At 64.5% G+C, this 16627-nt stretch carries 19 protein-coding genes; 10 read left to right on the forward strand and 9 right to left on the reverse strand.

Going from position 1 to position 16627, the window contains the following annotated elements:
* Positions 1-36: 36 nt before the first annotated feature.
* From KBZ14_RS05710 to KBZ14_RS05745, 8 genes are all read left to right on the forward strand, one after another.
* Entirely contained in the window at positions 37-1206 is a 1170-nt protein-coding gene (locus KBZ14_RS05710) for a citrate synthase (protein ID WP_255117341.1), read from the forward strand.
* Positions 1207-1340: 134 nt separating this feature from the next.
* A complete protein-coding gene (gene nuoH, locus KBZ14_RS05715) occupies positions 1341-2459 on the forward strand; it encodes an NADH-quinone oxidoreductase subunit NuoH (RefSeq protein WP_255117406.1) in 1119 nt (372 codons plus the stop codon).
* A gap of 63 nt (positions 2460-2522) precedes the next feature.
* Positions 2523-3149, forward strand: coding sequence for an NAD(P)H-quinone oxidoreductase subunit I (gene ndhI, locus KBZ14_RS05720; protein ID WP_255117342.1), 627 nt, complete (start codon positions 2523-2525; stop codon positions 3147-3149).
* Entirely contained in the window at positions 3149-3793 is a 645-nt protein-coding gene (locus KBZ14_RS05725; protein WP_255117343.1) for an NADH-quinone oxidoreductase subunit J, read from the forward strand. Before ndhI ends, KBZ14_RS05725 begins: the two co-directional genes overlap by 1 nt.
* On the forward strand, positions 3790-4116 hold the full coding sequence (nuoK, locus tag KBZ14_RS05730; protein WP_255117344.1) for an NADH-quinone oxidoreductase subunit NuoK: 327 nt from the start codon (positions 3790-3792) through the stop codon (positions 4114-4116). The genes KBZ14_RS05725 and nuoK overlap by 4 nt, the downstream gene beginning before the upstream one ends.
* 12 nt (positions 4117-4128) lie before the next feature.
* Positions 4129-5040, forward strand: a complete 912-nt coding sequence (locus KBZ14_RS05735) for an NAD(+) kinase (RefSeq protein WP_255117345.1) — start codon at positions 4129-4131, stop codon at positions 5038-5040.
* 15 nt (positions 5041-5055) lie between these two features.
* Positions 5056-5574 (forward strand): CYTH domain-containing protein, encoded by a 519-nt coding sequence (locus tag KBZ14_RS05740; protein ID WP_255117346.1) that lies wholly within the window; start codon positions 5056-5058, stop codon positions 5572-5574.
* 36 nt (positions 5575-5610) lie between these two features.
* The gene (locus KBZ14_RS05745) at positions 5611-5775 is read left to right on the forward strand and encodes a hypothetical protein (RefSeq protein ID WP_255117347.1); all 165 of its coding nucleotides are present in this window, start codon (positions 5611-5613) and stop codon (positions 5773-5775) included.
* Positions 5776-5789: 14 nt separating this feature from the next.
* On the opposite strand, the gene pedR is transcribed toward KBZ14_RS05745, so the two are convergent.
* Positions 5790-6065 (reverse strand): photosynthetic electron transport-dependent transcriptional regulator PedR, encoded by a 276-nt coding sequence (gene pedR / locus KBZ14_RS05750; RefSeq protein WP_255117348.1) that lies wholly within the window; start codon positions 6063-6065, stop codon positions 5790-5792.
* Positions 6066-6132: 67 nt separating this feature from the next.
* Between pedR and KBZ14_RS05755 the strand changes: the two genes are divergently transcribed.
* Positions 6133-7041 (forward strand): methylenetetrahydrofolate reductase, encoded by a 909-nt coding sequence (locus KBZ14_RS05755; RefSeq protein ID WP_255117349.1) that lies wholly within the window; start codon positions 6133-6135, stop codon positions 7039-7041.
* Here the strand turns inward: KBZ14_RS05755 and KBZ14_RS05760 are convergent.
* The 6 genes from KBZ14_RS05760 to KBZ14_RS05785 all read right to left on the reverse strand — a co-directional run bounded on the left by KBZ14_RS05760 (position 7025) and on the right by KBZ14_RS05785 (position 14450).
* Positions 7025-8206 carry a nucleotidyltransferase family protein gene (locus KBZ14_RS05760; protein ID WP_255117350.1) on the reverse strand — a complete coding sequence of 394 codons (1182 nt, stop codon included), beginning with the start codon at positions 8204-8206 and terminating at the stop codon, positions 7025-7027. The genes KBZ14_RS05755 and KBZ14_RS05760 overlap by 17 nt on opposite strands.
* Positions 8207-8252: 46 nt before the next feature.
* Positions 8253-9140 carry a segregation/condensation protein A gene (locus KBZ14_RS05765; RefSeq protein ID WP_255117407.1) on the reverse strand — a complete coding sequence of 296 codons (888 nt, stop codon included), beginning with the start codon at positions 9138-9140 and terminating at the stop codon, positions 8253-8255.
* Between the two features lie 68 nt (positions 9141-9208).
* Entirely contained in the window at positions 9209-9571 is a 363-nt protein-coding gene (locus KBZ14_RS05770) for a lipopolysaccharide assembly protein LapA domain-containing protein (RefSeq protein WP_255117351.1), read from the reverse strand.
* 112 nt (positions 9572-9683) lie between these two features.
* Positions 9684-11342, reverse strand: a complete 1659-nt coding sequence (locus tag KBZ14_RS05775; RefSeq protein WP_399210526.1) for an NAD(P)H-quinone oxidoreductase subunit 4 — start codon at positions 11340-11342, stop codon at positions 9684-9686.
* 281 nt (positions 11343-11623) lie between these two features.
* Complete coding sequence (locus tag KBZ14_RS05780) at positions 11624-13639, reverse strand: NAD(P)H-quinone oxidoreductase subunit 5 (RefSeq protein ID WP_255117352.1); 2016 nt, start codon at positions 13637-13639, stop codon at positions 11624-11626.
* A 73-nt stretch (positions 13640-13712) separates the two neighbouring features.
* Positions 13713-14450, reverse strand: a complete 738-nt coding sequence (locus tag KBZ14_RS05785; protein WP_255117353.1) for an NnrU family protein — start codon at positions 14448-14450, stop codon at positions 13713-13715.
* 112 nt (positions 14451-14562) lie between these two features.
* Between KBZ14_RS05785 and KBZ14_RS05790 the strand changes: the two genes are divergently transcribed.
* Positions 14563-15555, forward strand: a complete 993-nt coding sequence (locus KBZ14_RS05790) for a LysR family transcriptional regulator (RefSeq protein WP_255117354.1) — start codon at positions 14563-14565, stop codon at positions 15553-15555.
* Positions 15556-15594: 39 nt separating this feature from the next.
* Here the strand turns inward: KBZ14_RS05790 and KBZ14_RS05795 are convergent, their stop codons facing one another.
* Both KBZ14_RS05795 and ndhM read right to left on the reverse strand, forming a co-directional pair.
* The gene (locus KBZ14_RS05795; RefSeq protein ID WP_255117355.1) at positions 15595-16251 is read right to left on the reverse strand and encodes a DUF3172 domain-containing protein; all 657 of its coding nucleotides are present in this window, start codon (positions 16249-16251) and stop codon (positions 15595-15597) included.
* Positions 16248-16595 carry an NAD(P)H-quinone oxidoreductase subunit M gene (gene ndhM, locus KBZ14_RS05800; protein ID WP_255117356.1) on the reverse strand — a complete coding sequence of 116 codons (348 nt, stop codon included), beginning with the start codon at positions 16593-16595 and terminating at the stop codon, positions 16248-16250. Before ndhM ends, KBZ14_RS05795 begins: the two co-directional genes overlap by 4 nt.
* Positions 16596-16627 lie beyond the last annotated feature (32 nt).

Consider the following 16627-nt stretch of genomic DNA (forward strand, 5'->3'; position numbering starts at 1 on the left):
GGCCTTAGGTTTCGGGTAGCAGTTGTTGGGCGGGAGATGGTGCTCGAGGCGGGACAGGCAACAGCCCCATTGGCCGCACCGGCGTTTCGCCCGGGCCTCGAGGGTGTGCCTGCAACCCAGTCGGCGGTGTGCGATATCGATGGCCATAACGGGCTGCTCACCTATCGCGGCTATCGCGTGGATGAGCTGGCCGCCCAGAGCACCTTCCTGGAAACGGCTTACCTGCTGATCTGGGGCGAGTTGCCCACGGCGGATCAGCTTCAGGAGTTCGAGCACGAGGTGCAGATGCACCGGCGGGTGAGCTTCCGCATCCGCGACATGATGAAGAGCTTCCCCTCCGGGGGGCACCCGATGGATGCGCTGCAGGCCAGTGCGGCCTCCCTCGGGCTCTTCTATTCCAGGCGCGCTCTCGACAACCCGGAATACATCTATTCCGCCGTGGTGCGGCTGATTGCCAAGATCCCCACGATGGTGGCGGCCTTCCAGTTGATCCGCAAAGGCCAGGATCCGATTCAGCCCCGCGACGATCTGGCCTATGCGGCCAACTTTCTCTACATGCTCACCGAGCGGGAGCCCGACCCGCTGGCCGCCCGCATCTTTGATGCCTGCCTGATCCTTCACGCCGAGCACAGCCTCAACGCCAGCACCTTCAGTGCCCGCGTTACCGCCAGCACCCTCACCGATCCCTATGCGGTGGTGGCCTCGGCGGTGGGCACCCTGGCGGGCCCCCTGCACGGAGGGGCGAATGAAGATGTGCTGGCCATGCTCGAGACCATCGGCACGGTGGATCAGGTGGAGCCCTGGATAGACCGGGCGATTGCCGAGAAGCAGAAGATCATGGGCTTCGGCCACCGCGAATACAAGGTGAAGGATCCCCGAGCGGTGATCCTGCAGAAGCTGGCTGAAGAGTTGTTTGATCAGTTCGGCCACGATCCCCTCTACGACCTAGCCCGCAAGCTCGAAGAAGCGGCCGCTGAGCGGCTCGGCCCCAAGGGCATCTACCCCAACGTGGATTTCTATTCCGGCCTGGTGTACCGCAAGCTCGGCATCTCGGAAGATCTGTTCACGCCGATCTTCGCCATTGCCCGTACCACGGGCTGGCTCGCCCACTGGAAGGAGCAGCTCGGGGCGAACCGCATCTATCGCCCCACGCAGATCTACACCGGCAGTGCAGGGCGCCAGTGGCAGCCCCTCGAGGCCCGCTGATCCGCCACCACAACCCGACTCTGGCTGCGGCCGCCTAAGTTGCCCCCATCAAGCCCTGAAGCATGGTGACCGTCACCGCCGGACTCCAAGCCAGCCTTCTGGCCACCACAACGGCCGCCACCACGGCGGGCGTTGTGGCCCCGGGCCTCGACCTCGAGGCCAGCTTCACCGATCTGCTCCAGGGTCTGGGGCTCAGCCCCGGGGCCGCCCATCTGCTTTGGCTGCCCTTGCCGATGCTGCTGGTGCTGGTGGCGGCCGTGGTGGGCGTGCTGGTGAACGTGTGGCTCGAGCGCAAGATCTCCGCCGCCGTGCAGCAGCGCATCGGCCCCGAATACGCCGGAGCCCTGGGCATCCTCCAGCCCATGGCCGATGGCCTCAAGCTCCTCTGGAAGGAGGACGTGATCCCCGCCCGGGCCGATGGCCTCCTGTTCACCCTCGGCCCCGTTCTGGTGCTGGTGCCGGTGATCCTCAGCTGGCTGGTGGTGCCCTTCGGCCAGCACCTGCTGATCAGCAACGTCGGTGTGGGGATCTTCCTGTGGATTTCCCTGAGCAGCATTCAGCCAATTGGCTTGCTGATGGCGGGCTATGCCTCCAACAACAAGTACTCCCTGCTGGGTGGGCTGCGGGCGGCGGCCCAGTCGATCAGCTACGAGATCCCCCTGGCCTTGGCGGTGCTGGCCGTGGTGATGATGAGCAACTCGCTCAGCACCGTTGACATCGTCAACCAGCAGACCGGGGCGGGGATTCTGAGCTGGAACATCTGGCGTCAGCCAGTGGGCTTCGTGATCTTCTGGATCTGCGCCCTAGCCGAATGTGAGCGCCTCCCCTTCGACCTCCCCGAGGCCGAAGAGGAACTGGTGGCCGGCTACCAGACCGAGTACTCGGGCATGAAGTTCGCCCTCTTCTACTTGGGCAGCTACATCAACCTGGTGCTCTCCGCCCTGCTGGTGGCGGTGCTCTATCTCGGCGGCTGGGGTTTCCCCCTGCCGGTTGAATGGATCGTGGGTCTCACTGGCCAGCCGATCGATGCTCCGCTGGTGCAGGTGATCACCGCCACCACGGGCATCGTGATGACGGTGCTCAAGGCCTACCTCCTGGTGTTCTTCGCGATCCTGCTGCGCTGGACCGTGCCCCGGGTGCGGATCGACCAGTTGCTCGATCTGGGCTGGAAATTCCTGCTCCCCATCGCGTTGGTGAACCTGCTGGTCACGGCAGGTCTAAAGCTCGCCTTCCCCGCCTTTTTCGGCGGCTGATCCCTCAATTGCCAAGTCGTCGGGCCATCATGGTGCCGGCGATCCAGCCCCTCGATCCCCTCCATGTTCGGGTTCCTCAAGAAAGTCGGTGACTACACCCGCGATGCGGTGGGTGCGGCCAATTACCTGACCCAGGGCCTGTCGGTGACGTTCGATCACCTGCGCCGCAGACCGGTCACCGTTCAGTACCCCTACGAGAAGCTGATCCCCTCTGAGCGCTATCGGGGTCGGATCCACTACGAGTTCGACAAGTGCATCGCCTGCGAGGTGTGCGTCCGTGTCTGCCCCATCAACCTGCCGGTGGTGGATTGGGTGATGAACAAGGCCACCAAGAAGAAGGAGCTGCGCAACTACTCGATTGATTTCGGGGTGTGCATCTTCTGTGGCAACTGCGTGGAGTACTGCCCCACCAACTGCCTCTCCATGACCGAGGAATATGAGCTGGCGGCCTTTGATCGCCACAGCCTGAACTACGACAACATCGCCCTCGGGCGCCTGCCCACCAGTGTCACCACGGATCCAGCCGTGGTGGCGCTCAAGGAGCTGGCCTATCTGCCCAAGGGTGTGATGGACCCCCATGGTGTGGACCCCAGCCGCCCCCGGGCAGGCAAACTGCCCGAGCAGGCACTGGAAAGCCTGCCCAAGCCCGCTGCTGTAACGGCTGCCGCTCCCAGCGAGGAGACCCCCTGATGACGATCGCCTCCTCCACCCAATTCATCTGTTTCATCGCCCTGTCGGCGGCTGTAGCCATCGGCGCCCTGGGCGTGGTGCTCCTCCCGAACATCGTCTACTCCGCCTTCCTGTTGGGCGGGGTGTTTCTTTCGGTGGCCGGTCTCTACCTGTTGCTGAACGCCAGTTTTGTGGCCGCCGCCCAAGTGCTCGTGTACGTGGGTGCGGTGAACGTGCTCATTCTGTTCGCGATCATGCTCGTGAACAAGAAGGAAAACCTGGCGGCGATTCCGGGTCTGGCCCTGCGCCGGGTCCTGTCTGGCGCGGTCTGTGCTGGCCTGTTTGCCCTGCTGTTGCGGGTGGCCTTCTCCACCCCCTGGGCTACTCCAGGTCCGGAGCCCCTAGGCGATGAAGCCACCATCCGCATTGGTGAGCACCTGTTCAGCGACTATTTGCTGCCCTTTGAGCTGGCCTCGGTGTTGCTGCTGATGGCCATGATCGGTGCCATCGTGCTGGCCCGCCGCGATGTGTTCACCACAGACATCGCCACCGGTGAGCCTGCCGATCAGGGCCTGATCGAAAAGAGTCGAACTCCCTTGCTGCTTGAAAACAGCGGCCCGGCGAATGCCGGCCTTGAGGCGCCCCTACTGGAAACCAACCCATGACCCTCGACCTCACCACTGTTCCGCTGCAGGGCTACTTGGCTCTGGCCGCTGTTCTGTTTTGCACAGGCGTCTGGGGCCTGATCAATAGCCGCAATGCCGTGCGGGTGCTGATGAGCATTGAGCTGATGCTCAATGCCGTGAACATCAACCTGATGGCTTTCTCCAGCTACCTGGATGGTCAGCTGATCCGGGGCCAGGTTTTTGCCATCTTCGTGATCACCGTGGCTGCCGCCGAGGCCGCTGTGGGCCTGGCGATCTTGCTGTCTCTGTATCGGAACCGTGAAACGGTGGATATGGAGCGTTTCAATCTGCTCCGCTGGTAGGCAGGCTGGGGCATGCGCCTCAATACCGTCTGGCTGATTCACCGCGCCGAAAGCCAGGCGGCCCTGCGCCAGGCCCGGCGTTCCGCCGATGACCTGCGCGCTCAGGGCGTCCAGGTGGCTGTGGCGATGAGCGGTCAGCACGCCAACCCCTTCCCCGGCCTGCTGGCCGATGAGGGCGGGCCTCCGGATCTGGCGGTGGTTCTCGGGGGGGATGGCACGGTTTTGGGGGCCGCCCGCCATCTCGCACCCCTGGGGGTGCCGATCCTCTGTTTCAACGTGGGAGGCCATTTCGGCTTCCTCACCCATGAGCGCAAGTTGCTCAATCAGGGCCATGGCGCCGATGCTGAGCCCAACCTCTGGCAGCGCCTGCGGGACGATCGCTTTGCTCTAGAGCGGCGCATGATGCTGGAGGCCCGCACCGATCGCGATGACACGGTGCACACGGCCCTCAACGACTTTTATTTCCGACCTGGCCTGGATGAGGTTTCGCCCACCTGTGTGCTTGAGCTGGAAATCGATGGGGAGGTGGTGGATCAATACCGCGGCGACGGCTTGATCATCTCCACGCCAACGGGCTCCACCGGTTACTCCATGGCAGCTGGGGGGCCGATCCTGCATCCGGGCATTGAGGCGATCGTGGTGAACCCCATCTGCCCGATGAGCCTCTCCAGTCGGCCGGTGGTGGTGCCGCCCCGCTCCCAGCTCGCGGTGTGGCCCCTAGGGGAAGTGAGCCGCCGGGTGAGGCTCTGGAAGGATGGCGCCCACGCCACGGTGCTGGAGCCTGGCGACCGCTGCTCCGTGCAGCGCTCTCCCCACCAGGCCCTGATGGTGCTGCTGGCCCAGAGCCCCTCCTACTACCGCACCCTCAGCCGCAAACTGCACTGGGCCGGCAGCCTCACCGCTGCTGAGCCCTCGCCCAATTGAGTTGGTTTCGCCGCCATGGCCCTGGAGATTGAACGCCGCTTTCTCGTGGCCGGCGACGGCTGGCGGCCCCATGTGCGCTGGAGTCAGCACCTGTGTCAGGGCTATCTGGCGGCTTCAGCGGAGGCCCTCACCCTGCGCGTGCGCACCGCTGGTACCGAGCAGGCCTGGCTCACCTTGAAACTCCCGGCTGGGGGCATCGCCCGCCATGAGTTCGAGTATGCGATTCCGCTGGCCGATGCGCAGGCGCTGCTGCAGCACAGCGGAGAGCAGTTGGCCAAGCAGCGCCATGGCCTGGATCTCCCCGGCGGCGATTGGGTGCTGGACGTGTTTGTAGGGGCCAATGCCCCGCTGGTGATCGCTGAGGTGGAGCTGGCCACGGCGGATCAGTCCGTGGCCGTGCCGTCCTGGTGCGTGCAGGAACTCACGGGGCTGGGGGGCTTCAGCAACGCGGCCCTGGCTCGCAGCCCCTTCGCCAGCTGGCCGCCGCAGGAGCGTGAGCCTTGGTTGCAGCATCTCTGCTGCGTATCGGATTAGGATTGGCTTCAGACCTTCCGATTGGCTTTCGATTCGGTGATCGGCCTCTACGACCAGCAAGGAATGCTTCGCTTCGCTGGCCTTGACCGGGCCGAGTGCCTGGCGTACGCCGAGTTGTTTGCCCTGGATGAAGGCAGCTTCAGCCTGGAATCCCTTTTTGGTTCGGAGCCAGAGACCTGCCGTGCGCTGTCGCCGGTTTAGGTAGGCGCGCTGATCTAGCTCTGGTGCCCATCCTGGGGCAGGTTGCAGCAGTTGAAGCCGTCGCGGCAGATCTTGCCGTTGTCCATCGCCCAATTGAGCAGGGCCACTCGGTTTTTGGCGCCGGTTTTGGTGAATACGTTGCTCACGTGGTTGTCCACCGTGCGCTTGCTGATCATTAGCGTCTCACCGATCTCCTGGTTGGTGAGCCCCTGGGCCACCAGCGCAATGATTTCCAGTTCGCGCTCCGAGAGCTCAGAGCGCTGATGACTGAGATCGCTCAGCTCTGTCATCGAAGTTCCCTGGTCGTGGCCGCACTGTAGGCAGCTCGCCGCCCGCTGGAAAACCCTGTGGCCGATGATGGGCCCAATTGGTACGGGCGTTTTGCGGCTGCAGCAGGCACTGGAGATCGGGTCCTTCGCGATCACAGCCGAGGTGATGCCACCCCGTGGTGGCGATTGCAGCTGCACCCTCAACCACGCCCGCCAACTGGCGGGGTTGGTGCATGCTGTGAATGTCACCGATGGCAGCCGGGCCGTGATGCGGATGAGCAGCCTGGCGGTGTGCCGTCTGTTGTTGGAGGCGGGCATTGAACCGGTGCTGCAGTTGGCCTGCCGGGATCGCAACCGCATCGGCCTGCAGGCCGATCTGCTCGGGGCCCATGCCCTCGGTATTCCCAACCTGCTGTGCCTCACGGGCGATCCTGTGCGGGCGGGCGATCAGCCCGCGGCGCGGCCGGTGAATGAGCTGGAATCGGTGCGGCTGTTGCAGCAGGTGCAGGCCTTCAACCAGGGCATCGATCCGGTGGAGGGGCTCTTACCGGATGGGCCAACCGCCCTGTTTGCCGGGGCTGCCGCCGATCCCCAGTGCCCCAGCTGGAGCGGCTTGCAGTCGCGGATTCGTCGCAAGCAGGCCGCTGGTGCCCGCTTCTTGCAGACGCAGATGGTGATGGATTCCGAGCGACTCAAGCGGTTCGTGGGCGAGCTCGCGGGCCCTCTGGGACTGCCGGTGCTGGCGGGGGTGTTCCTCCTCAAGTCCGCCAGGAACGCGATGTTCATCAACCGGGTGGTACCCGGTGCCTGCATTCCCCAGGCGATCATCGATCGGCTGGCCGCCTCCTCGGATCCTGCCGACGAGGGCATCAGTATCGCTGCTGAGCAGGTGGCCGCCTATGCCGGCATCGCTCAGGGGGTGCACCTGATGGCGGTGAAGGCCGAGGAACGCATTCCTCTCATCCTGGAGCGGGCGGGGATCAGCTCGCGGTGCTGATGGCCAGGTCGGTGCCCAGCAGATCGGCCATGGCCTTCTGCTGGGGGGAAGGAGCCACGTGGTCTTGGCGCCGAGAGTCGGTGATCAGCCAATCGAGGGCGGCTTCTTGCAGGTCGAAGTGGTCGCCGTTGCGATCCACGCAGTAGCGGCCGTACACCAGCTTCTCCACGAGCCTCACACCTGGGCCGATGCGGGAGTAGTCGAAGATGATCGAGTTGTCGATCGTGGCACCCTCGCAGATTTGGCAGCTGGGACCGATCATGGCCGGCCCGATGATGGTGGCGCCGTCCTCGATCTTGGTCATGCCGCCCACGTAGATGGGGCCCTGTACGTTGATCTTGTCCCAGTTGGCCGACACGTTCAGGCCCGTGAAAATGCCGGGTCGCACTTCCTTGCCGGGGATCTGAACTTGACGCACCTGTCCCTGCAGCACGCTGCGGATGGCCTGCCAGTAGTCCGGCACCTTGCCGATGTCCACCCACTCGAATTCCATCGGTAGGGCGTAGAACGGTGCTCCATCGGCCACTAGCCGGGGAAACAGATCGGAGCCGATGTCAAAGGGAACGCCCGCCGGGATGTAATCGAGGACTTCAGGTTCGAAGATGTAGATGCCGGTGTTGATCATGTCGCTGGCGGCTTCATCCACCGCCGGCTTCTCCTGGAAGGAGCGCACGCGCCCATCCTCATCCGTCACCACCACGCCGTAGCTGCTCACCTGCTCCTTGGGCACCCGCTTGGTGATCAGGCTCGCCATGGCCCCCTTGGCCTTGTGGCGGCGCACAGCCTCGCTGAGATCCAGATCGATCAGTGCATCGCCGCAGAGCACCACAAAGGTGTCGTCGAAGAATGGTTGGAAGGTCTGGATCTTCTTCAGGCCGCCGGCGGAGCCGATGGCATCACCAATCAGCTGGCCATCCTCGATGCGGCCCTCGAAGCTGTAGGCGATTTCCACGCCGAACCGCTGACCATCGCGGAAATAGTTTTCGATCTCCTCGGCCAAGTGGGACACGTTCACCATGACCTCGGTGAACCCGTGCTCCCGCAGCAGCTCAAGGAGAAACTCCATCACGGGTTTCTGCAGGATGGGGATCATCGGCTTGGGGGTTGTGTGGGTGATCGGCCGCACACGGGTCCCCTTGCCGGCCGCCAGGATCATCGCCTTCATCGGCGCTGTCTGCCTTCGGTGAGTTGGGCCACCCTAGGCAATGGCATCAGGCGGCCAGAGCTTCTCGAGACGGCCCCCGAGCTGACCCCAGCTCGGGGGGCAGTGGTAGCTGCACGCTGTCGTTGCCATTGAGCAGGCGTTTGAGCTGGAGCGGCGCGAACAGTCCGCCCTGCTGCTCCAACTCCACCTTCCCCTGGGAGCAGAGAAACAGCAGCGCCCAGAACACCCCCACCCGATCGCAGTCGAGATCAGGTGGGGCCACCTGGGTCCAGGCCTCCACCAGGTCGTCAAAACCCGTCCACTCCAGCGATTGGGACCACTGCAGCAGGAACTGGCTGAGGGCAGCGGTGGTTTCTGGCAGCTTCTCGCGGTGGGCCAAGGCCGCCACCTGTTCGATCACGGCGCGGTCGCTGAAGCGTTTGCTGCGCTGGCGTTGGCGGGTTTTGCCCTCCTCCTGCTCCAGCCGCTCGACGATGTCTTCGAGTTGACGAATCAGCTCCCCAAGCGTCACGGGGCGCTGCAGGGGGGGCGGGGCCACGGGACGGCGCAGGAGATGCCGCTCTGGTCGGCGAGGTAATTCCACGCCAGGGCTGAGCAGCCAGCCCTGGCCCTCGGCATCGAAATCGAAGCTGCAGTCCTCCTCCAGCAGTGGTTCGGGCGGGAAGGTCTGTGCTTCCAGCACCTCGGCTTTGAGGCTCACCAGCACCGAAGCGGCCAGGAAGGCCTCGCTGGTTTCGGCCAGGTCCTGCTCGTAGCTCCCGCCAGATTGGCGGTGCATGGCCGCCACCAGCTTTGGCACTTCAATGCGCTGGCGCAGTTGGTCGAGAAAGCCGTCCACCACGGCAATCACGTCCACATCCCAGGGATCGAGATCCCCTCGCTCCGCCGCATCCTGCAGCAGCCGGATAGCGAGCCTTGCACCCCCTTCGGCCACTGGTCTGCGCGTACTCAATCGAACGTACCGGCTCTGGGCTGACAAAGCCAGGGGCGGCCCCTGGTGCTTCAGACCACGTCAGCAGCCTTGGAGGAGCTCTCCCCCGCGGCGGGCAGCAGGCCCAGTTGGGCATCAACCGTGGCGCGGTAGCGCTGGAGGTCGTCCTCCAGTTCGCGGATCCGCACCTGTTGGGCCTCCATGGCGGTGGGATCCACTTGGCTCTCCACCCGCTTCACCACACCAGTCCACACCGCGAACACCCAGGCGGCGGTGGCGCCCACGCCCCCCACCACCAGCAGCAATGCCGCCAGGGGCAGGGTGAAACTCACCCCTGGCAGAAACCGAACCGTTGTGGCGGCGGTGTTTTCCAGGGTGAACATCACGGTCGCCAGACCGAAGCTGAAGATCAGCAGGAAGTTGAGCTGCTTCATGGCTCAGGGCCGCATTGGCTTCGCTTCAGAGCGTAAGGACAGAGCTGGTCTTCTGCACGGGGCCGCAACGGGCTGCAGATGTTTGTGACCCCGGCGCTCCAGAGGCTGGAGCTCAGCCCAGGGCCGGGGCCTGCAGCAAGGCCGGCGGCAGCAGCTCGGCCATGGGGGAGCGGCGGATCAGGGCGTTGGCTGGAGGGTGAATCACCTTGGCCATGGCGTTGTTCTCCCGCTGAACCAGGGCCTCAATGGAGGCCCGGTAGCTGTCGGTCATGATCCGGGGGTAGAGGCCGATGCCGATGATCGGCACCAGCAGGCAGCTGATCACGTAGATCTCGCGGGGCTCGGCATCCACCAGATGGGTGTGGGAGGCCAGCTCGACATTTTCCTTGCCGAAGAAGATCTCCCGCAGCATCGAGAGGAGGTACACCGGCGTGAGGATCACCCCGATGGCCGCCAGCACGGCCATCACGATGCGGAAGCTGAGGGAGTAGGCCTCACTGGTGGAAAAGCCCACGAAGACCATCAGTTCGGACACGAATCCGCTCATCCCTGGTAGAGCCAGGGAGGCCAGGGAGCAGATGGTCCAGAGGGCAAACATCTTGCGCATCTTCTGGCCCACCCCGCCCATCTCATCGAGCTGCAGGGTGTGGGTGCGGTCGTACGTGGCACCCACCAGGAAGAACAGAGAAGCACCGATCAGGCCGTGGCTGATCATTTGCAACATCGCTCCGCTAGTGCCCAAGTCACTAAAGCTGCCGATACCGATCAGCACAAAGCCCATGTGACTGATCGAGCTGTAGGCGATCTTGCGCTTCAGGTTGCGCTGGGCAAATGAGGTGAGGGCGGCGTAGATGATGTTCACCACCCCCAACACCACCAGCAGCGGTGCGAACTGGGCATGGCCTTCGGGCAGCAGCTGCACGTTGAAGCGCAGCAGGGCGTAGCCGCCCATCTTCAACAGGATGCCGGCCAGCAGCATGTGCACTGGTGCCGTGGCCTCGCCGTGGGCATCGGGAAGCCAGGTGTGCAGCGGCACGATCGGTAGCTTCACGCCGAAGGCGATCAGCAGGCCGGCGTAGGCGAAGAGTTGGAACTTCGTGGAGAAGTCCTTGGCCATCAGGGCCGTGTATTCGAAGGTGGGCGCCCCACCGCCGTGGAAGGCCATAGCCAGGCCCACAATCAGGATGAACAGGGAACTGCCTGCCGTGTACAGGATGAACTTGGTGGCGGCGTACTGGCGCTTCTTGCCGCCCCAGATGGCCAGCAGCAAATACACCGGTAGCAGTTCCAACTCCCAGGCCAGGAAGAACAGGAGCATGTCCTGCACAGCGAACACGGCGATCTGGCCGCCATCCATGGCCAGCAGCAGGAAATAGAAGAGCTTCGGCTTGAAGGTCACCGGCCAAGCGGCGAGGGCGGCCAGGGCCGTGATGAAGCTGGTGAGCAGGATCAGGGGCATCGAGATGCCGTCAGCCCCCACCGACCAGGCCAGGCCCAGGTCTGGCAGCCATTGCCAGCGCTCCACCATCTGTAGCCCCTCCACGGAGGGGTCGTAGCCATTGAGATAGCCCCCCACCGTGATCAGGAAGGTGATCAGGGCCACGCCCAGGGCAAACCAGCGCACCTGCTTGCCATCACCCTTGTCGGGTACGAACGGGATGCAGAGCGCGGCTGCGATCGGAAACAGGATCGAGGCGCTCAGCCAGGGGAACGCCGTGCTGCTGCTCTGGGCCAGCGTTACGCCCTGGGTTACCGCGAAGTCCAATGCCACAGGCAGGCTCAAGGGTCTGGCCGGAGTTTAGAAATCCTGATCAGAACTGAATCTGCTCGTGGCGGATGTCACACAGAGCGTTGTGCCCTCTGGGTCGATGCGGCGGCGTGGGTGAGCTGGGGGAGAGGGTGCGGGCCGTCGGCAGGGCAGCTGGCCACCCGCCTCTAAGGGCTTGGCGGCCTGCCTGGAGGGGTGGTTGTTGTGGGCTATCTCGGAAGCGGCGTTCGCTCACCTGTGAACAACGCTCGCTGTAGGGAACAGGCCACCACCACCACTGGGCGTCAGCCCAGGGCGCCGAACAGCACCACCAGGGCAATCACGCCGCCGAACACGATCAGGGCATAGAACTGAGCCCGGCCGGTTTCCAGGTATTTGAGGCCCTCGCCACTGCCCAGGGTCACCAGGCCGGTGAGGTTCACAACGCCATCCACCACCTTGGAGTCCACCTCCAGCACCTGGCGGGCCAGCTTGCGGCTGCCTTGCACAAACAGCTTGTCGTTGATGGCATCGAGATACCACTTGTTGGCCAGGAAGGCGTCCAAGGCAGGGAAGCGAGCGGCAACGGCGGTGCCGAGATCGATCTTGTGCAGGGCGTAGGCCAGCACGGACACGCTGATCCCCACCAAGGAAACAGCCACGGAGGCGCCGGCTAGAGGCAGGAACTCGCCCCAGCTGAAGTGCTGGGCCATGTGGGCAGCCTCCTCGGGGTTGAGGAGCCGTGCAAAGCGGCTGTTCCACGGGGTTCCCAACAAGCCGATCAGCACGGAAGGCACCGCGAGCACCGCCAGGGGCATGGCCATCTGCCAGCCGGATTCGTGCGGGTGGTCGGCGTGGCTGTGGCCATGGTCGTCGCCATGGTCCTCGGCCGCGCCCTTGCCCGCGGCAGCCAATAACTGGGCCTGCACGGTTTTGTCGGTGCCCCGGAAACTGCCTTCAAAGGTGAGGAAGTAGAGCCGGAACATGTAGAAGGCGGTCATGCCGGCGGTGATGAAGCCAGCCGCCCAGAGCAGTGGGAAGCTGCCAAAGGCCTGGCCAAGGATCTCGTCCTTGCTCCAGAAGCCCGCCAGGGGGGGAATTCCACTGATGGCCAGGCAGCCGATGAAGAAGGTGGTGCTGGTGATCGGCATGAACTTGCGCAGGCCGCCCATCAGGCGCATGTCCTGGGCCAGTACCGGCTCGTGGCCCACCACGTCTTCCATGGCGTGGATCACCGAGCCCGAGCAGAGGAACAGCATCGCCTTGAAGAAGGCATGGGTCACCAGGTGGAACATGCCAGCCACCGGGGCGCCGCAGCCCATGGCCAGCATCATGTAACCCAGTTGGGACACGGTGCTGTAGGCCAGTCCCTTCTTGAGGTCCATCTGGGTGAGGGCGATGGATGCACCCAAGAACAGGGTGATGGTGCCCACCACGGCAATCACCACCTGAACCTGCGGGAATGGCACATAAACCGGCTGCAACCGTGCCACTAGGAACACGCCTGCGGCCACCATCGTGGCGGCGTGGATCAGGGCGGAGATGGGCGTGGGGCCCTCCATGGCATCGGGCAGCCAAACGTGCAGGGGGAACTGGGCCGATTTGGCCATGGGGCCCATGAACACCAGTAAGCACAGCAGGATGGCCGCGGCGTTGGAGAGGCTGCCGCCGGCCACGGCCTCCTGCAGCCGGCTGCCGATCTCCTCAAACCCAAAGCTGCCCGTGGCCCAGAACAGGCCAAGGATCCCCAGCAGCAGGCCGAAGTCGCCCACGCGGTTCACCACAAAGGCCTTCTGGGCAGCATTGGCGGCGCCGTCGCGGTCGTACCAGAAGCCCACGAGCAGGTAGGAGCACATGCCCACCAGCTCCCAGAACACATAGATCTCCAGCAGGTTCGGGCTGATGATCAGCCCAAGCATCGAGCTGCTGAATAGGGCGAGATAGGTGAAGAAACGCACATAGCCCTTGTCATGGGCCATGTAGCCGTCCGAATACACCATCACCAGCACGGCGATGGTGGTCACCAGCGCCAGCATCACGGCGCCGAGGGCATCCACGCGGAAGCCCATCTGGAGATTGAAGGTGCCGGCGCTGGCCCAGTTGAACAGCACTTCGGTGGCGCCTGCCCCAGCCAGCTGCTGTGCCAGTACGGCATAGCTCAGCACCGCCGCGGCGCCCACGCAGCTGATCAACAGCAGGGCCACCGGCTTGCGCAGGCGGTTGATGGTGCGGTTGAAGCTGATCAGCCCCAGGCCCACCAGGCACGCCCCCGCCAAGGGAAGCACTGGAATCAGCCAGGCGAGTTCGGCGGGCGAGGGCATCCGGCGCTGGGGCAGTCGGATTGAGTGTAGGCAGACCGCCGTGAGGCTTTGTCGGAGGGTGATCAGCTGTGGATCAGCCCAGCCAGTGGGCCAGGCCCGTGCGGGCAAAGGCGGTGGCACCCGCGCCGATGAAGCGGTGGGCCCACCAGAACACCCCCACGGCAATCGCAATGCCTAGTTGCGCTGGCCGCAGGAATTCGCTCAGCACCAGGGTCTGGCGTCCATCCAGCACGGCTTGGAAGGGCAGCACCGAGGTGCTCGCCCGCAGCTCCTCAAACGCGGCGCCGAAGCGATGGGCAAGGCGCCGGTCGCCGTTCCACACCGCAAACAGGTGGTGGGCAATGAGGCCGATGCAGGTGGCCACCATGAAGCTGCTGCCGATCCAGAGGAGGTGGGTGGCGCACCAGAGGATTTGGCCAACGGCCTGGGGGTGGCGGCTGATGCGGATGATCCCCGTGGCGTACAGCCGCACCTGGGGTTTCAGCACAGCCGGGATCTCCAGCAGGTTGTAGGTGGCTGGGTAGAGAAACAGAAAGCTGATGGCCGTGCCGGTCCACACCATCGGCACGATCCAAGGCTGGTCCTGCAGGTTCCAGAGCCGGATGCCGTCGTAGCGATGGGCCAGGAAGTAGCCGATCACCACCACGGCCGAGGGAATGCTCACGGCGGCGAACAGCAGCCGCCACGCCCGTTCGCCGATGCGCGTCGCCCCCCAGGCGCGCAGCGAGGCCCCTCCGCTGTGGATCACGGCGAAGGCCAGCAGCAGGCCGAGCATCACCCAGCTGCTGTGGTGAGGGTCTGGAACGGGCATGCCAAGGCGCAAGGAGCTCGATTGTGGCGAAACGGCCTCTGCCCCGAGGCTTCGCCTGTGGGTTCCCCCTACAGTTCAGAGCCCCAGCCGGCGAGCGCCCTCGGGAACCCCCATGGCCGACCTGCCGTTCACCCTCGACCAGCTGCGCATCCTGCGGGCCATCGCCAGTGAAGGCAGCTTCAAGAAAGCTGCCGACAGCCTGTATGTGACGCAGCCGGCGGTGAGCCTGCAGATCCAGAACCTGGAGAAGCAGTTGGATGTGTCCCTGTTCGATCGTGGCGGCCGTAAGGCCCAGCTCACGGAGGCTGGACACCTGCTGCTCAGCTATTGCGATCGGATCCTGAGCCAGTGCCAGGAGGCCTGCCGCGCTCTCGACGATCTGCACAATCTTCGGGGCGGCTCACTGATCGTGGGAGCCAGTCAGACCACCGGCACCTACCTGATGCCGCGGATGATTGGCCTGTTCCGGCAGAAGTATCCGGATGTGGCCGTGCAGCTGCAGGTGCACAGCACCCGCCGCACGGGCTGGAGCGTGGCCAATGGCCAGATCGATCTCGCGATCATTGGCGGCGAGCTGCCCGGTGAGCTCAATGAGCTGCTCCAGGTGGTGCCCTACGCCAGTGATGAACTGGCCTTGGTGTTGCCCACCAAGCACCCCCTCGCCCGCTTGCCTGAACTCAGCAAGGACGATCTCTACCGCCTGGGATTCGTGTGCCTGGATGCCCAGTCCACCACCCGCAAGATGGTGGACCAACTGTTGGCCCGCTCCGGCCTGGATGTGGCCCGGCTCAAGATTGAGATGGAGCTCAACTCCTTCGAGGCCATCAAAAATGCCGTGCAGAGCGGCCTTGGGGCGGCCTTTCTGCCGGTGGTGTCGATCGAGCGGGAACTCGCGGCCGGCAGCTTGCATCGCCCTGCCCTCGCTGATCTCTTGGTGCGGCGGCAGCTCAAGTTGATCACCCATCCGGCGCGCTACTGCTCCCGGGCGGCCGATGCCTTCCGGCGGGAGGTACTGCCGGTGTTTGCCAGTCCGGACAGCCCCCTGCGCCGGCCCCTCCAGCAGGCTGCAGTGGCCAGTCCTGATGAGGCTTCGACCACTGCCTAGAGACGGCGGCCAAGCCCCAGAGGAGTCAGTACGCCAGGTTCAGAAGGAGTCCGCTTCTGGTGTGATCCCCACCGTGTCGTCGGCCACGCCCTTTGTGACGAACTTGTTCTCGGTGATATCGGTTTGGTACACGCAGCGGACGATCGGCTTGTCCTTCACCGAGCCGATGTAAGCGAAGGTGTTCATGCGCTGCTTGCACTGGCGCATCTGCTCGGCCGTCACTGCCCCCTCTTTCTGCAGCACGCTCCAGTTTTCCCGGCGGATCACACATCCGGGCTTGAGCGAGGGCTGGGTCACGAAGCTGGAGCTGGGGTTCATCGTGGTGTATAGCTCGATGTCCATCACGAAGGCGCTGGCTCCCCACTGGCGGCAGAACTCCGGATCGGGCACAGCCATGTCCAGCTGCTGAGAGCTGGCGATGTTGCCTTGGTTCCCCTGGGTGGTGCTGGAGATGCCGGTGCCGATGCCGATGCCCACCACCATCACACCCGCCAACACGGCGATCGTGGCCACATTGAACTGAAAGCCCCCACCACCCGGGCCACCGCCTTGACTTCCACTCGGGCCACTCCCTTGGCCGCCGTTGCGAGAGGGCGGGCGCCGGGCGCCTCGCTCATCCCGGTAGCCGTAAGCGTCGTCGCCGTAGCCGCGGTAGTCGTCGGGTTGGTTGCTGCGGCCGTAGCGGGAGCGGGTCATGCAGCCTCTGGACTCTGGGGTAGGCCCATTGAGTAGTTGAGCACCCGAGCGTCAGGGTTGTAACGCAGCTCGCCGGCCTGGAGCAGCTGGCGGATGGTGCCCTCCAGCTCAGATCCAATGCGGCGCAGGTTGTAGTCGCTGAGATCGGCGCCGGCGTGGGCGGCTACCAGGTCGCGGAAGTGCTGCTGCACCTTCTCAAGGGAGGCCTGATCCCAGAGGAATTCGTTGTCGGGGTCGATGTCCAGGGTGAGCTGGCTGGGATCGGCCAGCAGCTGACCGTTCTCCACACGCGCCGTGAACAGGCGGATGTGGCGGGTGGTGGCTTTGATCAGGGTGTCGGCCATGGGGGAGCGCCCGGGTACTGCGGCGGCAATCC

It is taken from the genome of Synechococcus sp. HJ21-Hayes (assembly GCF_024345835.1).
Taxonomy (GTDB): Bacteria; Cyanobacteriota; Cyanobacteriia; order PCC-6307; family Cyanobiaceae; genus Vulcanococcus.